Annotated in this window: 12 protein-coding genes; 8 read left to right on the forward strand and 4 right to left on the reverse strand. The window is 61.1% G+C overall.

Annotated features, from left to right (window positions below; genetic code table 11):
- Positions 1 to 118: 118 nt before the first annotated feature.
- Together QF010_RS30325 and QF010_RS30330 are read right to left on the reverse strand one after the other, a co-directional pair.
- The gene (locus QF010_RS30325) at positions 119 to 1,456 is read right to left on the reverse strand and encodes a lysine N(6)-hydroxylase/L-ornithine N(5)-oxygenase family protein (RefSeq protein WP_429534540.1); all 1,338 of its coding nucleotides are present in this window, start codon (positions 1,454 to 1,456) and stop codon (positions 119 to 121) included.
- Between the two features lie 145 nt (positions 1,457 to 1,601).
- Entirely contained in the window at positions 1,602 to 2,084 is a 483-nt protein-coding gene (locus QF010_RS30330; RefSeq protein ID WP_033061135.1) for a sigma-70 family RNA polymerase sigma factor, read from the reverse strand.
- A 293-nt stretch (positions 2,085 to 2,377) separates the two neighbouring features.
- Here QF010_RS30330 and QF010_RS30335 point away from each other — a divergent pair, with 293 nt between their 5' ends.
- The 3 genes from QF010_RS30335 to QF010_RS30345 are packed head-to-tail and all read left to right on the forward strand — an operon-like array spanning position 2,378 to position 6,926.
- Positions 2,378 to 3,550 carry an efflux RND transporter periplasmic adaptor subunit gene (locus QF010_RS30335; RefSeq protein ID WP_429534541.1) on the forward strand — a complete coding sequence of 391 codons (1,173 nt, stop codon included), beginning with the start codon at positions 2,378 to 2,380 and terminating at the stop codon, positions 3,548 to 3,550.
- A complete protein-coding gene (locus tag QF010_RS30340; protein ID WP_429534542.1) occupies positions 3,551 to 5,524 on the forward strand; it encodes a MacB family efflux pump subunit in 1,974 nt (657 codons plus the stop codon).
- A 7-nt stretch (positions 5,525 to 5,531) separates the two neighbouring features.
- On the forward strand, positions 5,532 to 6,926 hold the full coding sequence (locus tag QF010_RS30345) for an efflux transporter outer membrane subunit (RefSeq protein ID WP_429534543.1): 1,395 nt from the start codon (positions 5,532 to 5,534) through the stop codon (positions 6,924 to 6,926).
- 139 nt (positions 6,927 to 7,065) lie between these two features.
- Here the strand turns inward: QF010_RS30345 and pvdP are convergent, their stop codons facing one another.
- Complete coding sequence (gene pvdP, locus QF010_RS30350; RefSeq protein ID WP_429534544.1) at positions 7,066 to 8,685, reverse strand: pyoverdine maturation tyrosinase PvdP; 1,620 nt, start codon at positions 8,683 to 8,685, stop codon at positions 7,066 to 7,068.
- A gap of 267 nt (positions 8,686 to 8,952) precedes the next feature.
- Here pvdP and pvdM point away from each other — a divergent pair, with 267 nt between their 5' ends.
- The 5 genes from pvdM to QF010_RS30375 all read left to right on the forward strand — a co-directional run bounded on the left by pvdM (position 8,953) and on the right by QF010_RS30375 (position 17,121).
- A complete protein-coding gene (gene pvdM, locus QF010_RS30355) occupies positions 8,953 to 10,302 on the forward strand; it encodes a pyoverdine-tailoring dipeptidase-like protein PvdM (RefSeq protein WP_429534545.1) in 1,350 nt (449 codons plus the stop codon).
- 30 nt (positions 10,303 to 10,332) lie between these two features.
- Positions 10,333 to 11,613 carry a pyoverdine-tailoring periplasmic protein PvdN gene (pvdN, locus tag QF010_RS30360; protein WP_429534546.1) on the forward strand — a complete coding sequence of 427 codons (1,281 nt, stop codon included), beginning with the start codon at positions 10,333 to 10,335 and terminating at the stop codon, positions 11,611 to 11,613.
- A 145-nt stretch (positions 11,614 to 11,758) separates the two neighbouring features.
- Positions 11,759 to 12,637, forward strand: coding sequence for a dihydropyoverdine dehydrogenase (gene pvdO, locus QF010_RS30365; RefSeq protein ID WP_429534547.1), 879 nt, complete (start codon positions 11,759 to 11,761; stop codon positions 12,635 to 12,637).
- Positions 12,638 to 12,742: 105 nt separating this feature from the next.
- A complete protein-coding gene (locus QF010_RS30370) occupies positions 12,743 to 14,392 on the forward strand; it encodes a cyclic peptide export ABC transporter (protein WP_033061147.1) in 1,650 nt (549 codons plus the stop codon).
- A 251-nt stretch (positions 14,393 to 14,643) separates the two neighbouring features.
- Positions 14,644 to 17,121 (forward strand): TonB-dependent siderophore receptor, encoded by a 2,478-nt coding sequence (locus QF010_RS30375; protein WP_429534548.1) that lies wholly within the window; start codon positions 14,644 to 14,646, stop codon positions 17,119 to 17,121.
- 353 nt (positions 17,122 to 17,474) lie between these two features.
- Here the strand turns inward: QF010_RS30375 and QF010_RS30380 are convergent, their stop codons facing one another.
- Positions 17,475 to 18,431 (reverse strand): alpha/beta hydrolase, encoded by a 957-nt coding sequence (locus QF010_RS30380; RefSeq protein ID WP_429534549.1) that lies wholly within the window; start codon positions 18,429 to 18,431, stop codon positions 17,475 to 17,477.
- Between the last annotated feature and the right edge of the window lie 165 nt (positions 18,432 to 18,596).

Raw genomic sequence — 18,596 nt, forward strand, 5'->3', positions numbered from 1 at the left:
AGTCTCCCACGGTCTGTACTGGTCAGAGTCAGAATCGAGTCTGTAGTCCCACCCACCCCTTCAAGTCTAAACATACAAGCGAGCCTGCTCGCGATGACGGCCTTACAAACTCCGCAAATTAGCTGGCAGTCGCCAACAGTAAATCCATCACCGACCGACCATGCCCACGAGCCTTGCCATGGTCATACAACGAACCGGCAATTTCATCGGCGCGAATCGGCAGGATCGACAACAGCGTGTCGCTCAAACCATGGCTCGCCTGGCAGAAGCCCTGCATATAGATGCTGGCCTTGCAGCGCTCGTCAGTGATCAGTTTGTAATTACGGTCTACCTCGAAATCGCCCAGGTACTGTTCCAGCGGCGCCAGCAGCTTGCGGTGCATCTGACGCTCGTAACCGGTGGCCAACACCACGGCGTCGTAATGACGGACGCTGACTTCACCCGTGGCGTTGTTGCGCACGGCCAACTCGATGCCGCGCTCGGTGGCGGTGGCTTTTTCGATAGTGGTCAGGGTACGGAACGCATGGCGCGCGATGCCCGAGACTTTCTGGCGATAGAAGATGCCGTAGATGCGTTCGATCAGGTCGATGTCCACCACCGAATAGTTGGTGTTGTGGTACTCGTTGACCAGACGCTCGCGCTCGCTGCTCGCCTGCTGGAACACCAGATCAGTGAACTCCGGCGAGAACACTTCGTTGACGAACGGGCTATCGTCCGCCGGCTTCAGGGCCGAGCCCCGCAGGATCATGTCCACCTGCACCGACGGGAAGCTGTCGTTCAAATCGATGAATGCTTCCGCCGCACTCTGCCCGCCACCGATGATCGCGATGCTCATCGGCTGGTTGTTCACGCACGGCTGCTTGGCCATCTGCGCCAGGTACTGGGAGTGGTGGAACACCCGGCTGTCCCCCTTGAGCGCCTTGAACGCTTCGGGAATACGCGGTGTTCCGCCGGCACTGACCACCACCGAACGGGCGGTGCGAACGTGCTGCTGACCGTGGGTATCGCGCGAGATCACCCGCAGCGCTTCGACCTGTTGATTGTGCAGCACCGGTTCGATGGTCAGCACTTCTTCGCCGTAGCGGCTCTGCGCTTCAAATTGCCCGGCGACCCAACGCAGGTAATCGTTGTACTCCATGCGGCACGGATAAAAGGTGCCCAGGTTGATGAAGTCCACCAGACGACCGTGGTGCTTGAGGTAGTTGACGAAGGAGTACGGGCTGGTCGGGTTGCGCAGGGTCACCAGGTCCTTGAGGAAGGAAATCTGCAACTCACTCTGGGTGACCAGGGTGTTGCCGTGCCAGCGGTAGTCGGCCTGCTTGTCGAGAAACAGAACATCCAGCTCGCCCTGACTCGGCCCGCGCTCTTGCAGAGCGATGGCCAGCGCCAGGTTCGAAGGGCCGAAACCGACGCCGATCAGGTCGTGAACGATGGGCGATGCAATTGCCTGTGTCATTTCCAGTGTCCTCTGGATGAACCCCCGAAGCAGCGGGAGTAAGCCTAAGTGACCTGACCGGCCTTGAGCAGGACAGCAGATCGTCTGTTGAAGGGAACGAGGACAATGAAAAAAAATTTAATGCAGCTTGATTGATCGGGTCGGATCAATGGGCATCCCATTGCCGCATCCGCACCCGGCAATGCTTCATCGCATTGACGATGTGTTTCTCCACCAGGGCCCGGGAAATGCCCAGGTGTTCGGCGATCTCTGGGTGCGACAGGCCATCGATCTTGCGCAGCAGGAAACTCTCGCGGCACAGCCGTGGCAATTCCGCCAATGCGCGCTGGAGCATTTCCAGGCGTTGACCGTGATCGAGGCTGTGATGAGGGGATGGGGTGAAGTAGCGCTCTTCGTTGTCGAGCACTTCCAGCGATTCGACCTGACGCAGGGCATTGCGCCGATGGTCGTCGATCACCAGGTTGAGCGCGGTGCGATACAGGAACGCGCGAGGCTGCTCGATCGGCGTGTCGCTGGAGCGCTCCAATACCCGCAGATAAGCGTCATGCACCACATCTTCGGCCACCTGACGGTTGCCCAGCTTGGCGTTCAAAAAACACACCAGCTCGCGATAGTAGTTTTCCAACATGACTCCCGGCCGCAGGGGTGCGGTTTCTGTCCTTGAGCCAGACCGGCAACCGCCGAAACAGGCAGTGGCACGATAGTGGCAGTTTGAGGCGCGTAATTTATAGTAATTCTCATATAGATTTAAAGTATTGCTTCATCTTGCCCGAAAAATAGTCCTGCTCGAGCACCTGCACACCCCTTCACAGGTGTTGCGCCATATGTCCCCCGGCTAAATTCCCCGCCACTTTCATCGTTTACAGGACAGCTCCCCGTCCCTTTGAACGACGGGCCGATATTCATTGGCCGGAACCCTGCATGAAACGTCCCCGACAGACCCGACGCGCCCTGCTTGTAGCACTTTGCCTGATCCCCGTTATCGCCCTGGCCGCCTGGCAGATCATCCCGCCCGGCCGCGACCAGTTCGCCACCGTTCAGGTCACCCGCGCCGACATCGAAAGCAGCGTCACGGCCTTGGGCACCCTGCAACCTCGACGTTATGTCGACGTCGGTGCCCAGGCGTCCGGGCAGATCCACAAGATCCACGTGGAAGTCGGTGATGGGGTGAAGGAAGGCCAGTTGCTGGTGGAGATCGATCCGTCCACGCAACAGGCCAAACTCGACGCCGGGCGTTTCTCCATCGAAAACCTCAAGGCGCAGCTGCAGGAGCAACGGGCGCAGCACGACCTCGCCCGGCAGAAATTCCAGCGCCAACAGAACCTCAAGGCCGGTGGCGCCACCCGCGAAGAAGACGTGCAGACCGCCGAGGCCGAACTGCGCGCCACCCAGGCCCGCATCGACATGTTCCAGGCGCAGATCCGCCAGGCCCAGGCCAGCCTGCGCAGTGATCAGGCGGAACTGGGTTACACCCGCATCTATGCGCCGATGAGCGGAACCGTCGTCGCGCTCGACGCCCGGGAAGGCCAAACCCTCAACGCCCAGCAACAAACGCCCCTGATTCTGCGCATCGCCAAGTTGTCGCCGATGACCGTCTGGGCCGAGGTGTCGGAAGCCGACATCGGTCACGTCAAACCCGGCATGACGGCCTGGTTCACCACCCTCAGCGGCGGCAACCGGCGCTGGAACAGCACCGTGCGGCAGATTCTGCCGGTGCCGCCCAAGCCGCTGGACCAGACCAGCCAGGGTGGCGGCAGCCCGGCCAGTTCGAGCAAAAGCGGCAGCGCTCGCGTGGTGCTGTACACCGTACTGCTCGACGTCGACAACGCCGACAACGCGCTGATGGCGGAAATGACCACGCAAGTCTTCTTCGTCGCCGAGCAGGCGAAAAACGTCCTCACCGCACCTATCGCAGCCCTGCAAGCCGGCACTGGAGCGGACAATCAGACCGCGCAAGTCGTCGCCAAAAACGGCCGCATCGAGCAGCGCGACGTGCGCACCGGGATCAGCGATCGCCTGCGTGTGCAGATCCTCGACGGCTTGCAGGAAGGCGATCACCTGCTGATCGGCCCGACTGATGGGAGTGGCGGCTGAATGCTGACGCCCCTGATCGACCTGCACGACATCCGCAAAGCCTACGGCGGCGGCGATTCACCGGAAGTCCACGTGTTGCGCGGCATCGACCTGTCGATCCATGCCGGGGAGTTCGTGGCGATCGTCGGTGCCTCCGGCTCCGGCAAGTCGACGCTGATGAACATCCTCGGCTGCCTTGACCGTCCGACCTCAGGCGAATATCGCTTCGCCGGGGAAAACGTCGCCGCACTCGACAGCGACGAACTGGCCTGGCTGCGTCGCGAAGCCTTCGGCTTTGTGTTCCAGGGTTATCACCTGATCCCGTCCGGTTCGGCCCAGGAAAACGTCGAGATGCCGGCCATCTACGCAGGCTTGCCGGCCGCCGAACGCCACGCCCGCGCCGCCGCCCTGCTCGACCGCCTCGGCCTGGCCTCGCGCACCGGCAACCGTCCGCACCAGCTCTCCGGCGGCCAGCAACAACGGGTGTCGATTGCCCGCGCCTTGATGAACGGCGGCCACATCATCCTCGCCGACGAACCCACCGGCGCCCTCGACAGCCACAGCGGTGCCGAGGTCATGACCCTGCTCGACGAACTGGCGAGCCAGGGCCACGTGGTGATCCTCATCACCCACGACCGCGAAGTCGCGGCCCGGGCCAAACGCATCATCGAAATTCGCGACGGACTGATCATCAGCGACAGCGCCCAGGACAACCCCGATGCACAGACCTCGGCCAACCCTGGTGCGCTGCAAGCGGTGGACTTACGCAAGCGTCTGACCGAAGGCGCCGAAGCCACCGGGGCCTGGAAAGGCGAACTGGTCGATGCGGTGCACGCCGCGTGGCGGGTGATGTGGATCAACCGCTTTCGCACCGCACTGACGTTGCTCGGGATCATCATCGGCGTCGCGTCGGTGGTGGTCATGCTGGCCGTCGGTGAAGGCAGCAAGCGCCAGGTCATGGCGCAAATGGGCGCGTTCGGCTCCAACATCATTTACCTCAGTGGCTCGTCGCCAAACCCGCGTACGCCGCTGGGCATCGTCACCCTGGATGACGTCGCGGCGGTGGGAAGCCTGCCGCAAGTGACACGGATCATGCCGGTCAACGGCCAGGAGGCCGGGGTGCGTTTCGGCAACCTCGACCACTTGAGTTACGTCGGCGGCAACGACACCAACTTCCCGGCGATTTTCAACTGGCCGGTGGTGGAAGGCAGCTATTTCACCCAGGACGATGAACGCAACGCGGCGGCGGTCGCGGTGATCGGCCACAAGGTGCGGACCAAGTTACTCAAGGACGTCGCCAACCCGATCGGCCAGTACATCCTGATTGAGAACGTGCCGTTCCAGGTGGTCGGCGTGCTCGCGGAAAAAGGCGCCAGCTCCGGCGATTCCGACAGCGACGACCGCATCGCCATCCCCTACTCCGCTGCGAGTGTGCGGTTATTCGGCACCCATAATCCCGAATACGTGGCCATCGCCGCCGCCGATGCGCGCAAGGTCAAAGAGACCGAAACAGCCATCGAACAATTGATGCTGCGCCTGCACAACGGCAAGAAGGATTTCGAACTGACCAACAACGCGGCAATGATCCAGGCCGAGGCACGCACGCAAAATACGCTGTCGCTGATGCTCGGCTCGATTGCCGCGATTTCGTTGCTGGTGGGCGGCATCGGCGTGATGAACATCATGCTCATGACCGTGCGCGAACGGACCCGCGAGATCGGTATTCGCATGGCCACCGGCGCCCGCCAACGCGACATCCTGCGCCAGTTTCTCACCGAAGCGGTGATGCTTTCGGTGGTCGGCGGGCTTGCCGGGATTGCTCTGGCGCTGATCGTCGGCGGTGTGCTGATCCTCAGCGAAGTCGCCGTCGCGTTCTCCTTGATAGCGGTGCTCGGCGCCTTCGGCTGCGCCCTGGTCACCGGTGTTGTCTTCGGCTTCATGCCGGCCCGCAAAGCTGCCCGACTCGACCCGGTCACGGCCCTTACCAGTGAATGATCGATCTATGAAGCCGCCACTTAGCCTGCTGACCCTCTGCCTGTTGCTCGGCGCCTGCGGCAGTCCCGCCCAGCGTCCGGACAGCGGCCTCCAGCCGCCCGCCGCCTGGCAATCGCCACACACTCAAAGCGCTACTCGCAGCCACCTGCAATGGTGGACGCAGTTCGGCAGCCCGCAGCTTGATCAGTTGATCGAACAGGCGCGGGTCGGCAGTTACGACCTGGCCGCCGCTATCGCTCGGGTGCGTCAAGCGCAAGCCGACACCGTGATTGCCGGCGGTTCTCTATTGCCGGAGGTCAAGGCCGGCCTGAACGCCAACCGGCAGAAACTATTGCGCGGCAACGGCTACAGCCAGCTCGATGCCGACGGCGATAACAAGGCCGTCGATTACTTTAACGCCAACCTCACCGCCACTTACGAAGTCGACTTCTGGGGCGGCCAACGCGCTTCCCGCGACAGTGCGCAATTCGGCTTGCAGGCCAGCGAATTCGATCAGGCGACGGTGGAGTTGACGCTGCTTAGCGGCGTGGCCAACAGCTACGCGCAAAGCTTGTCGTTGCGTGAGCAAAGTCGCATCGCAGCGCTGAATCTGGCGAACGCGCAAAATGTATTGAAACTGGTGCAGACGCGTTTTGACTCAGGCTCGGCGACGGCGTTGGAACTGGCGCAGCAAAAGAGTCTGGTCGCCGCGCAACAGCGACAATTGCCGCTGGTGCAGCAACAGGCACAGGATGCAAAGATCAGCCTTGCCGCCCTGCTCGGCCGGCCGGTGCAGGCATTTTCTTTGGGTCAGGAACACTTTGATCAATTGTCATGGCCAACCATTGGCGCTGGCCTGCCCAGCGAGCTGATCAGCCGTCGCCCGGACATCGCCCGCGCCGAAGCGCAATTGGCCGCCGCACAAGCCGACGTCACCGTCGCCCGCGCCGCCCTGTTGCCGACTGTGACCCTCAGCGCAGAAATCGGCTCCGGTGCCGACCGCGCCGCCGACGTCCTGCGCAAACCCTTCTACAACCTCACCGCCGGACTGCTCGCGCCGGTCTTCAACAATGGTCGCCTGAGCGCCGAGCGCGACAAGGCCACGGCCCGTCAGGAAGAACTGCTGGAGACGTATCGCGGGGCGATCATCAATGGCTTCGCCGATGTGGAAAAAGCGTTGAACAGCATTCGCGGACTGGACGAACAGCGGCAATGGCAAGGTGAAGAGCTGAACCAGGCGCAGACCGCATTCAACATTGCGCAAAGACGTTATCAGGCCGGGGCCGAGGATTTGCTGACGGTGCTTGAGACACAGCGCACGCTGTATGCGGCGCAGGATCTGAATGTGCAACTGCGGTTGTCGCGGTTGCAGGCGAGTATTGCGCTGTACAAAGCGCTCGGCGGCGGGTGGCAGACTTTGTAAATTGCGGTGCCAGTGAGTACGCCATCGCGGGCAAGCCCGGTTCCCACAGGTTATATGTCGTGCCCAAAATATGCGGCACACATAAAACCCTGTGGGAGCCGGGCTTGCCCGCGATTGAACGATAACGCGGTCTTATTGATTAACTGGAAATCGGTTTGGCCTTCAAATGCCGCGCATACCAAGGCCGTTGCGGCACTTTACGGAACAGATCCGCCAGTTTCTTCTCGTCATCGCCAAAGGTAATCCGCAACGCCAGCTTCATGGTTTCCGGGTCCATTTCCACCGATTTGCCGGTCTGCAACCCCGGCGTGGTGCTGCAACCATGGGTGCTCGGGCCGAGCCACGGGTCGTCGATCTCGACCCAACGCCCAGGCGCAAACCACGCCACGCCATTGACCTCAAGCCGACTGACCTGCCCCGGATGAAAGCGCTCGTGCGCACGGAACCAGTCTTCCAGTCGATCATCGATCCAGCCATGGAAATGCCAGAACACCGGGTTTACATGAGACGAAAACGGGTCGCCGAGAAAGTCGTTTTCCGGCGCATACCAGCGCGCGGAAAAGTCCGCCGGATCCCGGGCAAACGGCACGGGATGACCGTTGGACGGATCACGCGGCACCGAAGCCCAGCGCATGTGCAGCCAGTCGTGCAGCCCCAATTCGACCTCTGAACCAAACTGACCCAAGGTCAATTTCGACAGGTAACGCGGATCGCGGTACTGCGATTCCCAGACCTGGAAATTGCTGTGGTAGGTCTCGGCGGTCTTGATGTCACTGACCCATTGCGAGTACTCGGCATCGTCGTCGGCCAGCCAGGTCGGCGGCAGCGCGGTGCCGTCGTGGTTGTCAAAATAATTGGCGAAGCCAACGCGATCTCGCGCCAGTTCAGGCTGCGGCAATGGGAAGTGTTGCCAGGATGGCAAGTCCTGCAGGGAGCGCGCCTTGCCGAGCATGTGCCGGTGCATGAAGAAAAAGTCCACGCCCGAGCCGTTACGATCCTTGCGCGCGCCACGGGCATCACGCTCCTTGTCTCGCGGACCAGGCTGCCAGCCAATGCCGCGCAGGGCGCCGCGCTTGTCTTCGGACAGGGTGTGCCACTTGTCCCGGGAGGCATGCCAGAGCTGGTGAAACAACCGATGCTCAGGCGAAACCAGCCAGGCCAGCAACGATGGATTGAGACCGGCGCGCTCGCGGGCTTCGGGGAACACGCGCTTGACGGCAATGAAGCGATTGTCTTGCGCCGTCAACATCAGCGGACGGTTCAGATTCACCACCCGACCACTGAGGGTGCCGCTGCCAGCGTTGCCGAAACCGGCCCAGACTTCGTCCAGCAACAGGCTGAATTCATAATCCGCTGTGCCACTGGCGCTGAGCAGTCGCCAGCTCAACTGCGCCGGTTTCGCGCCGGCCAGGTCGCCGAGCACTCGGTAACGCGGCGTTTCGTTCGAACGCAAACGCTCGGCGGTGTCGAGGAACCCGCTCAAGCCGCGACCTTTGTGGCCGATGTCGAGAAACACCTCCAGCCCGTCCCGTGGCAGGCCTTCGATGCCGGCATCATGACCGTCGAAACGAATCTGCCAGACACCGCGCAAGGTGTTCGCCAAGTGCTGGCCGGCAACATCCGCCACATCGAAAGACGCTTCGCCGGGGGTGATCGTCGGATCCGGTTTGGTCCATTCACGATGCCCATAAAAAGCCGCAGGCACGGCGGCGCCGGTCAGCGCCAGGCCTGCCATGAACCATCGTCGAGAAATCGTCATTGCCCTACCTGTGTCAGCCATGAAGCAGGCTTTATCCAAGCTAGAACGTCTGTTGAGTCTGGAAATTTAAGAGCTTCGCGGGCAAGCCTCGCTCCTACAGGTTTTGTGGTTACCGCATGATTTGGGTACGACACAACACCTGTAGGAGCGAGGCTTGCCCGCGAAGAGGCCATCTACCCCACTAAATTTCTAACTGGGCCACTCGTTCTTCCCAGATAGCAAAGGCCCCTGCGCCTGCCCCCAACGGCGAACCTGACTGAGACGGCAATGACAAAACCACGTTCGAAAAAGGCTCTTTACATCGGCCTGCCGCTGGCCCTGGCGATCAGCGCCGGTGCAGGCTTTGCGGTCTGGGATTACGGGTTCAAGGACAATCCCGGCTACCCGGTCAAGGTGATGAAACAGGCCGATGAGCTGCACGAGCGAATCCTCTCCTTCGACAGCCACGTCACCGTCCCGTTGGACTTCGGCACCGCCGGCAATGAAGCGGACAAGGATGGCACCGGGCAGTTCGACCTGGTCAAGACCGGGCGCGGACGCCTGTCCGGCGCGGCGCTGACGATTTTCGGCTGGCCGGAAATCTGGAACGGCGCCAACGCCCCGCACCGCCCCACCGCCGGTTTCGTCGACGAAGCACAGTTCGAACAGGAAACCCGCTACAAAATCATCAGCACCCTGGTTCGCGACTTCCCCAATCAGGTTGCCATCGCCTACACCCCCGACGACTTCCGACGCCTGCACGGCGAAGGCAAGTTCGCGATCTTCATGAGCATGCTCAACGCCTATCCGCTGGGCAACGACCTCAACGCTTTGGACAAGTGGGCGGCGCGCGGCATGCGCATGTTCGGCTTCAGCTACGTGGGCAACAACGCCTGGGCTGACTCATCCCGGCCGTTGCCGTTTTTCAACGATTCCCGCGACGCCCTTGGCGGCCTCTCGGAGATCGGCAAGCAGGCCGTGCACCGACTCAACGATCTCGGCGTGATCATCGACGTTTCTCAGATGTCGACCAAGGCGCTGGAGCAAGTCGCCCAGTTGAGCCGTGCGCCGATGGTCGCGTCCCACTCGGCGCCGCGAGGGTTGGTAGACATCCCGCGCAACCTCAGCGATCAGGAAATGCAGCTGATCAAGAACAGCGGCGGCGTGGTGCAGATTGTCGGCTTCCCGACCTACATCCGCCCGCTGAGCCAGGCCACCCAGGACAAACTCAACGCCCTGCGCGCACGCTTCGACCTGCAACCGTTGCAAAGTCTGGAGATGGCGCTGATGCCGGGCGACCCGGTGATCACCGTCTGGTCCGAGCAACGTTTCGGCGAGTACGCCAGTCAGCTCTATGCCATCGTCGACGAAGAGCCCAAGGCCACCCTCAAGGACTATGGCGACGCGATCGACTACGCAGTGAAAAAAATCGGCATCGACCACGTCGGCATCAGTTCCGACTTCAACGACGGCGGCGGTCTGGACGGCTGGAAAGACGTCAGCGAGGCCCGCAACGTGACGGCCGAGCTGATCAGTCGCGGCTACAGCGAGGCCGATATCGCCAAGCTCTGGGGCGGCAACTTCCTGCGGGTCTGGGACCAGGTGCAGAAGTCTTCCAAACCTGTGGCGAAAAACTGATTCTCTCTTTTGCAGAAGCGAACCGAGCACATGACCAACCGTCGTTCATTCCTCAAGCAGGCCGGTATTCTCGCGGCCGGCCTGCCCTTGGGCGCAGCCGTGAACCTGCCGGCGCTGGCCGCCAATCCGGCGCCGCTGCCGAAGGATAAGTGGGCGCAACTACGCCAGATGTTCAATCAGGACCCGGATTACCTGCACTTCGCCAACTTTCTGGTGACCTCACACCCAAGACCGGTGCGTGAAGCGATCGACATGCACCGCGCCAACCTCGACCGCAACCCCGGCCGGGCCATGGATTGGGACCTGGGGGAAACCGAAAAACGCGAGCAGGAAGTACGCATCTGGGCCGGTCGCTACCTCAAGGCCAAGCCCGAGCAAATCGCCCTCACCGGCAGCACCACCGAAGGCCTTTCACTGATCTACGGCGGCATTCATGTGCGCCCCGACCAGGAAATTCTCACCAGCGAACACGAACATTACGCGACGAACTATGCCTTGGCTTACCGCCAGCAAAAGGACGGGGTCAAGGTTCGCAAGCTCAAGCTGTTCGAGCACAGTCACAGCATTTCCGTGGACGAAGTGCTGGGCTCGATTGCCAAAGGCATTCGCCCCGAAACCCGAGTGCTCGGCATGACGTGGGTGCAATCGGGCAGCGGCGTGAAACTGCCGATCGGCGAGATCGGCAAACTGGTGGACGAACAGAACCGCAACCGCGCAGAAAAGGACCGCATCCTGTATGTGGTTGACGGCGTCCATGGCTTCGGCGTCGAGGACCTCGACTTCCCCGACATGCACTGCGATTTCTTCATCGCCGGCACCCACAAATGGATGTTCGGCCCGCGCGGTACCGGGATCATTTGCGCGCGTTCGGCCGAAATCAAGGACGTGACGCCGACCATCCCGACGTTCTCCGAAGCCACCACCTTCTCGACCATCATGACCCCCGGCGGCTATCACAGCTTCGAACATCGCTGGGCCCTGAACGAAGCCTTCAAGCTGCACCTGGACCTGGGCAAAGCCGAGGTGCAGGCGCGCATCCATGCGCTCAATACCTATGCGAAAAACCGCTTGCTGGAGCACCCGCAGATCGAACTGATGACGCCAAAGAGCCCGGACCTGTCGGCTGGTTTTACCTTCTTCCGGATCAAGGATCGCGACTGCGAAAAAGTCGCCGTCCAGTTGATGGAGAACCGCGTGGTCTGCGACTCGGTGGACCGTGACGTCGGCCCGGTGATCCGCATCGCCCCTGGCCTGCTCAACACTGAAGAGCAGATCGACCGCTTCATGGCCTTGCTGAGCAAGATCGCCTAACGCAGAACCCTGTAGGAGCGAGCCTGCTCGCGATAGCGGTGTATCAGTCGACATCGACTTCGCCTGATACACCGCTATCGCGAGCAGGCTCACTCCTACATTGGACCTTACAAGACTCCAGTTTTTTCTTTGAACGAGACACCTCATGAACAGTAATCCACTAACACTGCCGTTCAAGGCACTCGCCTTGTCCGCCCTCCTCGCTGGCCTGCTGCCGGCTGCCGCGCAAGCCGCGGCAACGACGCAACCGGGCAAGGTGTTCAAAGACTGTCGGGACTGCCCGGAAATGGTCGTGCTGCCCGCCGGCACCTTCACCATGGGCACCCCGGACGATGAAGTCGGTCGCGAACCCGATGAAGGTCCGATGCATGGCGTGACCTTTGCCAAACCGTTCGCCATGAGCCGCTTCCAGGTCACCGCCGGTGAATGGGACAGCTACGTGCGCGAGAGTGGCGTGACCATCGCCAACGGCGACACCCGGCCGGGTCGCGAGTGCGTCGCCAGCAAGCCGCGCTATCCGCAAAGCCCGCGTCAGCCGGCGGTGTGCATGAACTTCGACGACGTGAAAAACTACGTCGCCTGGCTGTCGAAAAAAACCGGGCAGACGTACCACATGGTCAGCGAAGCCCAACGCGAATATGCCGCGCGCGGCGGCAGCAAAGGGCCGTTCCCCTTCCCGTTCGATGTGGGCAAGGAATACAGCATCAGCAAACACGCCAACACCTATGGCCCGGCGGACGGTTACAGCTACAGCTCACCAGTGGGCAGCTACCCGCCGAACGCCTTCGGCCTGTACGACATGCACGGCAACGTTTACGAATGGGTCGAGGACTGCGAACACCCTGATTACGTCGGTGCGCCCACTGATGGCAGCGCCTGGGTCGAGCCCAAATGCGAAGCCGTACGGATTCGTGGCAACGACTGGGGTGAAGCGCCGGTGTTCTCGCGCTCCGGCAACCGCAACAGCCAGTACCCGCAAGAGCGTGGCGACTGGATGGGTTTCCGCATCGTGCGCGACCTGTAAGCCGTCGCCTCAACCGGTCGCCGCCAGTCGGCGGCCGGCTAAATTAAGTCTTCCACCAGACGTTCTACTGGGTATCTGCCTTCACGACCCAAGGAACTGTCTTCCATGACCCAGCCTACCCGTGGCGCCATCGGCGAATTGTTCGCCCTGTTGAAACCCTTTCGGCTCATCGTCGCCGCGTCCATTTTCCTGGGCATGGTCGGCGGCCTGAGCGTCACGGTATTGCTGGCGACCATCAACAACGCCCTGCATTCGGACACCGGCCTGACCCAAGGCGTCGTCGCCCTGTTCGCCGGCCTGTGCCTGCTGGCGCTGGCCAGTTCGATCTGCTCGGACATCGGCACCAACTACGTCGGCCAGCACATCATCGCCAAGCTGCGTAAACAGCTGGGCGAGAAAGTCCTGTCGGCCCCGATCGAGCAGATCGAACGCTATCGCAGCCACCGCCTGATCCCGGTACTGACCCACGACGTCGACACCATCAGCGACTTCGCCTTCGCCTTCGCGCCGCTGGCCATTTCCGTCACCGTGACCCTCGGCTGCATGGGCTACCTGGCCATTCTGTCGTGGCCGATGTTCCTGATCATGGTCGCCGCCATCCTGATCGGCACCGCCATTCAGGCCTACGCCCAGAGCAAAGGGGTACAGGGTTTCATGGCCGCCCGAGAGGCCGAAGATGAACTGCAAAAGCACTACAACGCGATTGCCGAAGGCGCCAAGGAACTGCGCATTCATCGTCCACGCCGCCAACGCATGTTCGTCTCGGGCATCAAGGCTACGGCCGAGTTCATCTGCAACACCCAGGTGCGTTCCATCAACACCTTCGTGATCGCCAAGACGTTTGGTTCGATGCTGTTCTTCGTGGTCATCGGCCTGGCCCTGGCCTTGCAAACCTTCTGGCCGAGCGCCGACAAAACCGTGATGAGCGGCTTCGTGCTGGTGCTGCTTTATATGAAAGGCCCGCTGGAGCATTTGATCAGCACCTTGCCGATTGTCAGCCGCGCGCAGATCGCCTTCCGCCGCATCGCCGAACTGTCGGAGCAGTTTTCCACCCCCGAACCGCATCTGCTGCTCAGCGACAAAGGCAACGTCAAGCAAGCCGTGCACGAACTGAAACTGGCCGATGTACGTTTCAGCTTCCCGGCTGCCGAAGGGGCTGCGCCCTTCCAGCTCGGGCCGGTGAACCTGACGATCAAGCAAGGCGACATCACCTTTATTGTCGGCGAGAACGGGTGCGGCAAGACCACGCTGATCAAACTGCTGCTGGGCCTGTACACGCCGCAGCAGGGTGCAATCCACGTTAACGGCGAAGTGATCGACGCCGCCAACCGCGATGACTATCGCCAGTTGTTCACCACGATTTTTGCTGACTATTACCTGTTCGACGACGTGGTCCAAGGCGATACGCACATCCCCGAAGATGCCAACAAATACCTGCAACGGCTGGAGATCGCGCACAAGGTCAGCGTCAAGGACGGCAACTTCACCACCACCGACCTCTCCACCGGCCAGCGCAAACGCCTGGCCCTGGTCAATGCGTGGCTGGAGGAACGTCCGGTGCTGGTGTTCGATGAATGGGCGGCCGACCAGGACCCGACCTTCCGCCGGATTTTCTATACCGAGCTGCTGCCGGACCTCAAGCGTCTGGGCAAGACCATCATCGTGATCTCCCACGATGACCGTTATTTCGACGTGGCGGACCAACTGGTACGCATGGAAAGCGGACGGGTTGTCACTGAGTTCGCTCCCGCCTGATCGCTGAACACATCTTTGTGGCGAGGGAGCTTGCTCCCGCTGGGTCGCGAAGCGGCCCCAAAAAATGGGACTGCTACGCAGTCCAGCGGGAGCAAGCTCCCTCGCCACAGGACCGCGAAAAACCTAACTCCTTCCACCTTTCGGAATTTTATTTTCCCGGTTTCTTTCCGGTTTCTCGTTCGTGCCGCGTCTAATAATCATTCTTATTAACAAAAACTCTGCACAACACTTTTCAGGAGCTCAGGTAAGTAATGCGACCTCATACACGCCGCACACCTCTCGCGCTGGCCGTACAGCGCCCGACTTTGCATCGCACCCTGTTCACTAGCGTACTGCTGACCGCCACCTTGCTGGGGAGCTCGATGGCCAATGCTGCACCTGTAAAAGTGAATATTGCAGGTCAATCGCTTTCCAACGCGCTGACCGAACTGGGCATGCAGACCAATCTGCAAATCCTCTACAGCCCGGATCAGGTTGCAGGGATCAAGTCTCGCGCAGTGTCCGGCTCGCTGGAACCGTCCGACGCCCTCGCCGCCCTGCTGAAAGGCACTGGCATTTCGTTCCAGATCAGCGGCAATACCGTCACGCTGGTGTCCGGTGGCGGCTCGAGCCTGCAACTGGGTGCGACCACCATTTCCGGGCAGGCCCTGGGCCTGACCACTGAAGACACCCATTCCTACACCACCGGCGCCACCACCACCGCGACCAAGCTGCCGTTGACCCTGCGTGAAACGCCGCAATCGGTGACCGTGGTGACGCGTCAGCAAATGGACGATCGCGGTGTCACCAGCGTCGCCGACGCGTTGCGCAACACCCCCGGCGTTACGACACAGAAGTACGACAGTGACCGTACCGAGTTTTCCGCCCGAGGGTTTGCCATCACCAACTTTCAGTACGACGGCGTCAACATCCCCTACGACGGCGTTTATGGTGAAAACCCTAACAACAGCGACGACGCGGCCAGCCTCGATCACATCGAAGTCATCAAAGGCGCGACCGGCCTGATGACCGGCGCGGGCGACCCGTCCGCCACCGTCAACCTGATTCGCAAGAAACCGACCAAGGACTTCAAGGCGTCGGTCAGTGCCACCGCCGGTTACTGGGACAACTACCGCACCGAAGGCGACATCTCCGGTTCGCTGAACGATTCCGGCAGCGTGCGCGGCCGTTTTGTGGGTGCCTATCAGGACAAAGATTCGTACATCGACCACTACAGCCAGAAGAAAGACCTGTACTACGGCATCCTCGAAGCCGACCTGACCGATGACACCCTGTTGACCCTGGGCGTCGACAAGTCCAGTGCCACCCCGCGCGGCAGTTCCTGGACCGGTAACGCGCCGTACTTCACCGACGGTGGCCGCACCGACTTCTCTCGCAGTTTCAACCCGGGTGCTGACTGGAGCCGTCGTGATTTCGACAGCATCACTTACTTCGCATCGCTGGAACAAGCGCTGGCCAATGACTGGAAATTCAAGGCCAGCTTCGACCAGAAAACCACCGATCACGACACCCAACTGGCTTCGGCCAGCGGTGGCAGCCCGGACCGCGCCACCGGCGAAGGCATGTTCTTTTACTGGGGTCGCTGGGAAGGCCATCGCGTGCAGAACACGGCTGACGTGAACGTCTCGGGCCCGTTCAGCCTGGGCGGGCGCGAGCATGAACTGGTGGCAGGTTTCATGGCCTCCCACTCCCGTCAGACCGGTTCGACCTTCGACAGCAGCGCCTTCGGACAGGTGACGGGCAACATTTTTGACTGGGAAGGCCATCTGGCGAAACAGGACTTCCCGAAAAACGGCAAGTACGAGCGCACCCAGAGCCAGAACGGCGCTTACCTGGCCACGCGCCTGCGTCCGACGGACGACCTGTCGTTCATCCTTGGCGGCCGTTTGAGCACCTACAAGTACAACGAGGATTACGCCTACTATCCAGGCACCGGCCAGACCGACACCCACGCCAGCTACAAGGAACATGGCGTCGTTACACCTTACGCCGGTGTGGTCTATGACCTGGACGATACCTACTCGGTCTACGGCAGCTACACCAGCATCTACCAGCCACAAATAAACAAGGACGCCAACGGTTCGACCCTGGCACCCGTTGAAGGCAACAGCTACGAGACTGGCCTGAAAGCGGCTTACTTCGAAGGAAAACTGAACGCCAGCCTGGCCTTCTTCCGCATTGAGCAGGACAACGTTGCTCAATCGATCGGCACCAATGAGGTCACCGGCGATGGCATTTTCAAAGCCACCGACGGCGCCACCACCAACGGTGTGGAACTGGAACTGGCCGGCGAACTGGCTCAGGACTGGAACGTGTCTGCCGGCTACACCTACGCCCGCACCCGTGACAAGGACGAACAACGCATCTTCGGTTTCCCGCTGGCCACCAGCAAACCGGAGCACGTGATTCGTACGTTCACCACCTACCGTCTGCCCGGCGCGCTGGACCAGTTCACCGTCGGTGGCGGCATCAGCTGGCAGAGCGCTTTTTACGGTCAGAGCTACAGCCCCAACGTGGGTAATGGCGAAGGCGGCAGCACCATGCTCAAGCAAGGTGGCTACACCCTCGTGGACTTGATGACCCGTTTTCAATACGACGAACACCTGAGCTTCACCGCCAATGCCAACAACGTCTTCGACAAGAAGTACCTGACGGGCCTGGGCAACTTCGGCACCACGTTCTACGGCGAGCCACGTAACCTGCAGATCACTGCGAAATATGATTTCTGAGTGGCTGAGCTGAATTGAAAAATGCCCGTATCGCGAGATATGGGCATTTTTTATGAGTGCAAAAAATCAAAAGCCCCCTCACCCCAACCCTCCCGAAACGTCGGACCGCCCCAGAGGGGCGAGGGAGCTGACCGAGGCGTTCTTTTGAGGTACTGCGACCTGAGATATCAAGTCGAACTCAGGTTTTGATAAGCATACAGATCTGCTCCCTTTCCCCCTCTCCCCTCTGGGGCGGTCCGACGTTTCGGGAGGGCTGGGGTGAGGGGTGGATTTCAGCCTGTGACTACCACTTCTCAAACAACAAAAAACCCGCCCCCCCTTCCAACAGAGATGGCAGGCTTCTTCATTTCACCTCAAACCCGCAATCGTACCCACTCCGCCACTTCCGCATGAATCCCCTCAACCTCCCCCAACAACCCCGCCATACGCAAAAAGTCATGGGTCATCCCAGGCTGTTCCAGCAACGTCACCTCATTCCCCGCCGCACGCAACCGATCCGCATACGCCAACCCTTCGTCATGCAACGGATCATGCCCGGCCAGGTACACCAGCGCCGGCGCCACACCCGACAGATCCTCCGCCAGCAACGGCGAGCACCGCCAATCCGCCAGATCCTGCGGCGTGCGCCCGTAATGTGCATAGAACCAATCCAGCGTCGGTGTCTCCAGCAAGTAACCCTCGGCAAAATCCCGATGCGACGCACGCTGGGTCGTGGCATCCGTCACCGGGTACACCAACAATTGCGCCTTGGGTTTCAACGCCAGTTCCTCAGGCTCACGCACGGCCATGATCGACAACACCGTCGCCAGCGTCGCCCCCACGCTGTCACCCGCCACGGCCACTCGCGTTGCGTCCAGACCATGCGTCGCGCCCTCGCGCACCAGCCAGTTCCCCGCATCGCAAGCATCCTGCACCGGCGTCGGGAACCGCCATTCCGGCGCCAGACGATAATCCACCGTCAACAGGGCAAAACTTCCTTGGGAGGCCAGCCGCCGGCACAGCGCATCATGGGAATCGAGACTGCCGACCACATACCCGCCGCCATGGAAATACAACACCACCGGTTGCAGCCCATCGACCGCTTGCCCGCTGCGATACACCCTGGCCGACAGGTTGTGGCCATCTCGCGCGACGAGGGTGAAGTCCTCGCAGGCAACGCTGTCCAGCGGCACATCGAGAAACCCTGACGACGCTTCGAAATCGATGCGAGCCTGTTGTGGCGACTGTTCATGCATCGCGCGACTTTTGCCGGTCATCCGGCCGAACTCGGCGAGTTCTAGAAAAGCTTCAAGTTCTGGCAACACGGCCATGGAAAAATCCTTCTACACAAAAGGGTCAGTAATCAGGCAACACACAATCTTCAAATCAGCGAGAACCCTGTGGCGAGGGAGCTTGCTCCCGCTGGACTGCGCAGCAGTCCCTCTTTTGGGGGCCGCCTCGCGACCCAGCGGGAGCAAGCTCCCTCGCCACAGTTG

The sequence above is a fragment of the Pseudomonas silensiensis genome (assembly GCF_050434865.1).
GTDB lineage: Bacteria > Pseudomonadota > Gammaproteobacteria > Pseudomonadales > Pseudomonadaceae > Aquipseudomonas > Aquipseudomonas fluorescens_W.

Bases quoted from the DNA above. Each gene is read 5' to 3' on its own strand.
- QF010_RS30325 (WP_429534540.1), bottom strand. From the start codon at position 1,456: ATGACACAGGCAATTGCATCGCCCATCGTTCACGACCTGATCGGCGTC.
- QF010_RS30330 (WP_033061135.1), bottom strand. From the start codon at position 2,084: ATGTTGGAAAACTACTATCGCGAGCTGGTGTGTTTTTTGAACGCCAAG.
- QF010_RS30335 (WP_429534541.1), top strand. From the start codon at position 2,378: ATGAAACGTCCCCGACAGACCCGACGCGCCCTGCTTGTAGCACTTTGC.
- QF010_RS30340 (WP_429534542.1), top strand. From the start codon at position 3,551: ATGCTGACGCCCCTGATCGACCTGCACGACATCCGCAAAGCCTACGGC.
- QF010_RS30345 (WP_429534543.1), top strand. From the start codon at position 5,532: ATGAAGCCGCCACTTAGCCTGCTGACCCTCTGCCTGTTGCTCGGCGCC.
- pvdP (WP_429534544.1), bottom strand. From the start codon at position 8,685: ATGACGATTTCTCGACGATGGTTCATGGCAGGCCTGGCGCTGACCGGC.
- pvdM (WP_429534545.1), top strand. From the start codon at position 8,953: ATGACAAAACCACGTTCGAAAAAGGCTCTTTACATCGGCCTGCCGCTG.
- pvdN (WP_429534546.1), top strand. From the start codon at position 10,333: ATGACCAACCGTCGTTCATTCCTCAAGCAGGCCGGTATTCTCGCGGCC.
- pvdO (WP_429534547.1), top strand. From the start codon at position 11,759: ATGAACAGTAATCCACTAACACTGCCGTTCAAGGCACTCGCCTTGTCC.
- QF010_RS30370 (WP_033061147.1), top strand. From the start codon at position 12,743: ATGACCCAGCCTACCCGTGGCGCCATCGGCGAATTGTTCGCCCTGTTG.
- QF010_RS30375 (WP_429534548.1), top strand. From the start codon at position 14,644: ATGCGACCTCATACACGCCGCACACCTCTCGCGCTGGCCGTACAGCGC.
- QF010_RS30380 (WP_429534549.1), bottom strand. From the start codon at position 18,431: ATGGCCGTGTTGCCAGAACTTGAAGCTTTTCTAGAACTCGCCGAGTTC.